At 65.5% G+C, this 6,559-nt stretch carries 6 protein-coding genes; 4 read left to right on the forward strand and 2 right to left on the reverse strand.

Annotation, left to right across the window (positions count from 1 at the left end; translation table 11 throughout):
- Positions 1-249 precede the first annotated feature (249 nt).
- Genes GGD82_RS13950 through GGD82_RS13965 form a run of 4 tightly spaced genes read left to right on the forward strand, consistent with a single transcriptional unit; the run spans position 250 to position 5,201 of the window.
- Positions 250-3,273: an ATP-binding protein gene (locus tag GGD82_RS13950; protein ID WP_150062845.1), complete on the forward strand. Its 3,024-nt coding sequence runs from the start codon at positions 250-252 to the stop codon at positions 3,271-3,273.
- Positions 3,270-3,659 (forward strand): response regulator, encoded by a 390-nt coding sequence (locus tag GGD82_RS13955; protein ID WP_150062846.1) that lies wholly within the window; start codon positions 3,270-3,272, stop codon positions 3,657-3,659. The genes GGD82_RS13950 and GGD82_RS13955 overlap by 4 nt, the downstream gene beginning before the upstream one ends.
- Positions 3,646-4,848: an EAL domain-containing response regulator gene (locus tag GGD82_RS13960; protein WP_150062847.1), complete on the forward strand. Its 1,203-nt coding sequence runs from the start codon at positions 3,646-3,648 to the stop codon at positions 4,846-4,848. Before GGD82_RS13955 ends, GGD82_RS13960 begins: the two co-directional genes overlap by 14 nt.
- Positions 4,803-5,201 (forward strand): hypothetical protein, encoded by a 399-nt coding sequence (locus tag GGD82_RS13965; RefSeq protein ID WP_150062848.1) that lies wholly within the window; start codon positions 4,803-4,805, stop codon positions 5,199-5,201. The genes GGD82_RS13960 and GGD82_RS13965 overlap by 46 nt, the downstream gene beginning before the upstream one ends.
- 211 nt (positions 5,202-5,412) lie before the next feature.
- On the opposite strand, the gene GGD82_RS13970 is transcribed toward GGD82_RS13965, so the two are convergent.
- Both GGD82_RS13970 and GGD82_RS13975 read right to left on the reverse strand, forming a co-directional pair.
- On the reverse strand, positions 5,413-6,078 hold the full coding sequence (locus tag GGD82_RS13970; protein ID WP_246163923.1) for a transglycosylase domain-containing protein: 666 nt from the start codon (positions 6,076-6,078) through the stop codon (positions 5,413-5,415).
- A gap of 100 nt (positions 6,079-6,178) precedes the next feature.
- Positions 6,179-6,559: GTP-binding protein (locus GGD82_RS13975; RefSeq protein WP_184013286.1), on the reverse strand; the 381-nt coding region annotated here is incomplete at its 5' end.

Consider the following 6,559-nt stretch of genomic DNA (forward strand, 5'->3'; position numbering starts at 1 on the left):
GGTATGGCTTGGCCGCGTGGCGCGCGGGCCCGAGCACCGGCTCGGGACGGGCAGATGATCGTCTCGGATCAGCACCACACCAGGGGCGCGGCCTCCGGGACTGCAGCCTGATCCGTAACGCCACCGACGCCGTTGGAGAGGGGAGAGGGGGAAGGCCAGCGGTCGACACCGGGCAGGAGGGCCCCGGCGCCGGCAGAGCGCTGCAAAGTCAGGGGTGGGGCAGAAGCACCGCCCGGAGGATTCAAAACCATGGCCACATCCGCGTTGGGTTTCGGAGCACTGCGGCATCTCAGTCTGGGAACGAAGACCGCCAGTGTTTTCGTGGCGTATTCCCTTATCATGCTCACGGTCATCGTGTTCCTGGTTCAGCGCCACATGGCTTGGGAGACGGAAAGCCTCACGCGGGAGCGTCTGACCGGCCTGACCACCGCCAGCGAAACCTATATCCACAGCTTCATCGCCACCGTTGATCGGGATATCCGCTTCCTGGCCCGCAGCCAGCCGATCCAGGCGCTCGCCAACGCCTCGACGGGAACCGGGCCAGCGCCCGAGTCCATCCGCCACGATGCCGAGCGTCTCCTTCTGGACTTCGTACCGACCCGGAACCTGATCTATCAGGCGCGCGTGCTCGAAGCCCGCAGCGGCGAGGAACTGGTGCGCGTGCAACGCGATGCCCTGTTTGGTCTCGTCGCGCCCGGCCAGCTCCAGACGAAGGCGCACCGCGACTATGTGCAGGAGCTGTCCACCTTGCCGCCAGGGGTCCTGTACATCTCCGCCGTCAACCTGAACCGCGAGAACGGAGTGATCGAGCAGCCGGACCGACCGACCGTGCGGTTCGGGCACGTTCTGACCGACGCCAACGGCAGCCCCGCCCTGTTCATCGTCCTCAACGTGGCGTTCCGGGCGCTGGCCTTCGGGCTGGAGGGGGTCATCGGGGACCTGGGCGAGGCGATGCTCTTCAACAGCCAGGGCTACGTTCTGAGCCATCCGAACGCGGCGCTCGCCATGGATTTCGAACACGGCGACGGCACGACAATCACCGACCTGTTCGGGCCGGACGCCGCGATTCCTCCCCCGTCCGAGTTGACCCCGCGATGGGTGGTTGAAACCGCGTCCGGCCCCGTGCACTTCACCCGCGTGATGCTGCACCAGGAGGCCGACAACGCGCTGATCCTGGGCATCGCCTCGACCAGTGCGACCCTCGCGCACAACAGCGCCGATATGTCGCGCTACCAGGTCATCTGGCTGTCCTTCGCCCTCCTGGCGATTGGCGTGGTCCTGTTCATTGTGTTCGGCCGCATTCTGGTCACGCCCATGCGGCGGCTGATCGACCAACTGAACGGCTATCAGCTCGGGTCCCATGCGAGCGTGCGGCCGGGCCGGGGCTTGCTCGACCGCCGTGACGAGTTCGGCGCCCTGGCGCGCGGACTCATGGCCATGACGGCGCGGGCCGAGACCCAAATGACGGCAACGCAGGTCGCCCGCGAGGAAAGCCAGCGCGTCTTCGACAGCGCCGTGGACGCCATGATCATCACAACGGATCAAGGCGTCATCGAGGGGTTCAATCAGGCGGCCGAAACGATGTTCGGCTGGCGGTTCAAAGACATTGTCGGGCGGCGCTGGTCCGCCCTGCTGATGGCGGCCGACGCCGGCGAGTTGACGGACGCGCTCTGGGCGGATGCACAGCAGACGGACGGCCGAACACCGTCCGCAAGCCTGCGGTCGGTGCAGGCCATGCGTCGGGACGGCACGTCCTTTCCGGCGGCCCTGGGAATCAGCGATCTGGGTCAGGCCGTGCGACGGCGCTATCTCGTCATCATCCGCGATATGAGCCACGAGGTCGCGCTGGAACTGGCACGGTCGGAAAGCGCGGCCAAGTCCCGCTTCCTGGCAAACATGAGCCACGAACTGCGCACGCCGCTCAACGCGGTGACCCTTCATGCCGAGATGATCGCCGACCAAGCCGAGGACATCGGCAACACGGAACTGATGGACGATGCGCGCCATATCCAGAGCGCGGCCAACCATCTGCTCGATCTCATCAACGGCATTCTGGACCTCGCCCGAATCGAGTCCGGGCGCCTGGAACTGGCGCCGGCGCCGATCGATCTGGACGAGTTCGTGGACGATCTGCAGGCCATCGCCGACACGCTCGCGCGCAAGCAGGGCAACGTGCTGGATATCGAGACCGAGGGTCTGCCGGCCACGGTCACCCTGGACCGGGTGCGCTTGCGTCAGTGCATCCTCAATCTGATCTCGAACTCCGCCAAGTTCACCCGGGGCGGCACCATCACCCTCTCGGTTCTCTGCCGCCCGCATGAACTGATCCTGAAGGTCCGCGACACCGGGGTCGGCATGTCGAACGACGAACTGAGCCGCATCTTCCGCATGTTCGAGCAGGCCAACAGCTACGTCCACAGCACCCACGGTGGATCGGGCGTGGGGCTCGCCCTGACCCGCACCATCATCGAACTGATGGACGGGGACATCGCGGTCGAGAGCGAGCCGGGGAAAGGCACCTGTTTCACCATAACGGTGCCGCTCGCGGCGACGCCCGATCAGGAGGCCCGTGCCGAGGACACGCCCGGCGCCGCGGCACCACCCGCGACGGCGGTGGCGACGCCGTTGACGGGAGGGACCGCACGAGCCGAACCGGTGGCCCACGCTGCGCGCGGTGGGCGCGCGCTCGCGTTGAGCGCGCCGAGCCCGCTGCCCGAAACCCTGTTCGACGATCCGATCGAATCGGTGCCATGCCCGGCGGCGGACGCCCTTTCGGGGCGAACGGACGCCGCAAACGCCGCGCGCCTGTGTTCCAAAGCGGGCTGCGCCGTCCTGATCGTCGAGGACGATGTCGTTCTCTTGAACGCCATCGGTCGGGCCATTGGCCGCTTTGGCCTCGCGCCCATCAAGCTGGACAACGGCGCCGACGCGCTGGCGTTCATGGCCGAGGCGGAACCCTCCATCGTCATCCTGGATCTCGCGCTGCCCGGACTGAGCGGCCAGGACGTCGTGCGGGCCATGAAAGAGGATTCCCGTCTGCAGTCCGTTCCGATCATCGTGATCACCGCGCTGGACCTGTCCCGGTACGAGACCGTCTGGCTGAAGGAGCAATGCCTGACGATCATGCGCAAGGGAGACTTCGATCTGGATGAACTGGCCACGCGAATCCTCGAAACCGTGGGTCCGCGCCTGCCCGAATCGGGGGCTGGGTGTGCGCCGGATTGCGCCCCCGAGCGGACCCAGGCGTTGAAGGCACAGGAGGGACGGGGATGAGGCGGGTTCTTCTGGTCGAGGACAATGAGGACAATGCCCGGGCGCTCACCCGCCTCCTGGCCCGACGCGGGTACGACATGGTGACCGCCGGAACCGGCGCGGACGCGGTGCGCCTGGCGTTCGAGGCAAAGCCGGACGTGATTCTGATGGATATCGGCCTGCCCGATTTCGACGGACTGGAAGCCACGCGCCGGATCAAAGCCAATCCGGAATGCGCGGCCATTCCCGTCATTGCGCTGACGGCCCACGCCTTGATCGAGGATCAGCGGGCCGCGTTGGGCGCCGGGTGCGTCAATTTTTCACCCAAACCGGTTAACCTTCCATCGCTCCTATCCTTGATTAGCGCTGCGTTAGAGAGCCAAAGGGAACAGCATGATGGGAACTGAGATGGCGGCCTCTCGACACGGTCTTCGCGTTATGGTCGTGGATGACGACATCACGTTCCGATCGTTCTTCCTGCGCGCCTGTGCGCGGACCGGGTGGGTTCCCCTGGCGGTCGACAGCCCGGAACGTGCCCTGGCGGCGATGGAATCGTTCGCCCCGCACCTTCTCTTCCTTGATCTGTCGTTCCCGGACATGGACGGTCTGACCGTGCTGTCCGAACTGGTGCCGCGCACCGGCGAGGTGAGCGTGGTTCTGAGCAGCGGCTGCGACCCCGAGGTGCTGCGCTCCGCGAAACGAATCGGGGAACGGTTGGGGCTGCGGATGCTTCAGCCCCTGACCAAACCCGTGACCGGCGAGGAGATCCGCGCCGTGCTGTCGACCTTCGAGACCGAGGGCCACAGCATAACCCCCGCCGTGATCGAGCAGGCCTTGGACGACGAAGTCATGCGCCTGCATTACCAGCCGAAACTCTGCCTTAAAACCCGGCGCTATCTGGGCGCCGAAGCCCTGATCCGCTGGCCAATCGGGGGCGGCATGATCAGCCCGGCGAGGTTCATTCCCGTGGTGGAGCGGGACGAGCGACTGTCGCTGCGCCTTTTGACCTACGTCCTGGAGCGCGCCGTGGCGGACGCCGACGCATGGAAGCAGGGTAAGACGCGCTGCGCGATCAACATGTCGGCGCTGTGTCTGGCGGAGGAGCGGCTTGCCGATACGCTGTCGAACATTCTGCGGGACTCGCCGCTGACCCCCTCGGACTTCACGCTGGAGCTGACCGAAACGGCCTCCATGAAGGACCCGGATCGGGTAGAGCGGGTGCTGACGGCCCTGCGCATCCGGGGCTTCGCCGTGTCGCTCGACGACTTTGGAACCGGTCATTCGTCGCTGCTGCACCTGCTCCGGATGCCGTTCAACGAAATCAAGATCGATCAGCAGTTCGTCGCCACCCTTTTGAGCAATCCGCGCTCGCGCCAGATCGTCCGGCTGGTGGTCAATCTGGGCCAAACCCTCGGGGCCAGCACCGTGGCCGAGGGGATCGAAGCCGAGGCCGAGGCCGAGGAACTCAAGGACATGGCGTGCGACGTCGGGCAGGGATACCACTTCGCGCGGCCCATGCCGCCCGATGCGTTGCAGGACTGGAGAGCGCAATGGAAGAGTTCAGTATCGGACAGCAATTTGTCGTCGACCGCCTGACCGCCTCCACCGAGGGCCTCGTGCGGGCCGTGGCGCACCTTCGCCAGGCGGCCACCGGCAAGGCGGCGGACGAGGATATTGAGGTGATCGTCCGGCGGCTGGCCGACGCCGAGACCATCCTGGCCGCCATGAACGGAAGCGCCCAGGGGGACCATACGGCCCCCCGCCCCGATGCCGAACACCGGCAGAGCCTGCGCCATGACCTCATGAACGCCCTTGGCGCCATCGACAATTACGCCGAATTGATCGCCGACCACGACGCAACGCTGAGCGAGCCGGCCAACGCGGTGCGCACCGCCACCCACGATGTCGTGCAGGCGGTCCGGGAAACCGGCGCCAACGCCCCCAAGTGACGGGCCCCTACGTGACGGCCGCTTCGTGACGGCCGCTTCGTGACGGCCGCTTCGTGATGGCCCCTACAAAACCCGCCGCGGCGTTCACGGGGTTCTTTATGGCCGCGGATCCGGCGCATCCCCCGACCAGCGGCTCAATCTTGCCGATCGAGCCGACCCGAACCCTAAGACAAGCGTTTTGCGTGCCCCATATGGCGTGCAAAACGCTCTATCAGGACGACGGTTGACATCCCTCAAGCCAAACATCACGCAAACCAAGGGGCGCGCACGTGCCCGCCACCAAACGCTCGATCCGCCCCACACGCTCGTCAAGTCGTGCGTCACGCCTTGTAAGATCGTAGGACGCGGGTGCAATCAGAACAGCGACAAAGCGAATGAATTCAGCCTGGCTCAATTCAGCCGGAGGGCGACCATATATTTTGGAACTTGCTGTAAAGAAGCCGACCATCCATCCGTCGGGCCCCTTTCCCATCTCTAATGTATCGAGCCACAGCGCAAGGATCTGGTCCTTGGAAAGACGGCTCTCCAGTCCAAGCGCGTAGCCAGTCTGGCGGATCTTACCGAGACCGGGATGGAATGCCTCGAAGGCGAGGCGCTTGGCTGCCGATTGAGTGATCGTGGTCAACCCGGCGCCTGGCGTCGAGACATCGACGCCCCAATGCTCGAGATAATTCGGGTCTTGGACGGCGAGTAAAATAGCGCGATGGTTCCCTCCCAACGAGTCTCCACCGCGACCTTGAGCAATCAATTCATTGGCGCGGGCGCGCAGCCCCTCCGCATCCGACAAGGCATCCCAATATCCCTTGCCGCCATACCCCAAGAGCCCTACAAGCACGAGAGCAACGATAGCGCCCATATATTTGAATATTTGCATCATTCTATCTGGTTATCCTTGTTGCCTTTCCAGAAATAAATCCCAAAATTTCAATCGCGGCCTTCATTACGGCGCGCAGCCGCGCCATACCGCCCCTTGGGGCCTACTCGGCGGCCGAGGACGCCGGCTGGTCTGGTCCCGCGACGACCTCGCCCAGACGTTCGCGTAGGCCCTCCGCATCCAGGCCCTTGAGCCCGATGACGACCAGAGTGCCCGCGCGCGGTTCATCGGTGCGCCACGGCCGGTCATAGTGCGCCTGGATCCGAGGCCCCACGCCCTGCACCAGGAGGCGCATGGGCTTGCCGGGCACGTCCAGCGTTCCCTTGATCCGCAGCACCCGCCCCGCCTGGACCACCGGGGCCAGCGCATCGGCCAGCGCCTGGGGCCCGTCGAACCCGCCACCCACGGCCGGCATCGGCAGGGCATGGCTTTCGAAATCGTCGTGGTCGTGACCCTCGGGGCCGTCGTGATGAGTCGGCCGCGC

Origin of the sequence: Roseospira marina, from assembly GCF_014197855.1 — a bacterium.
Taxonomy (GTDB): domain Bacteria; phylum Pseudomonadota; class Alphaproteobacteria; order Rhodospirillales; family Rhodospirillaceae; genus Rhodospira; species Rhodospira marina.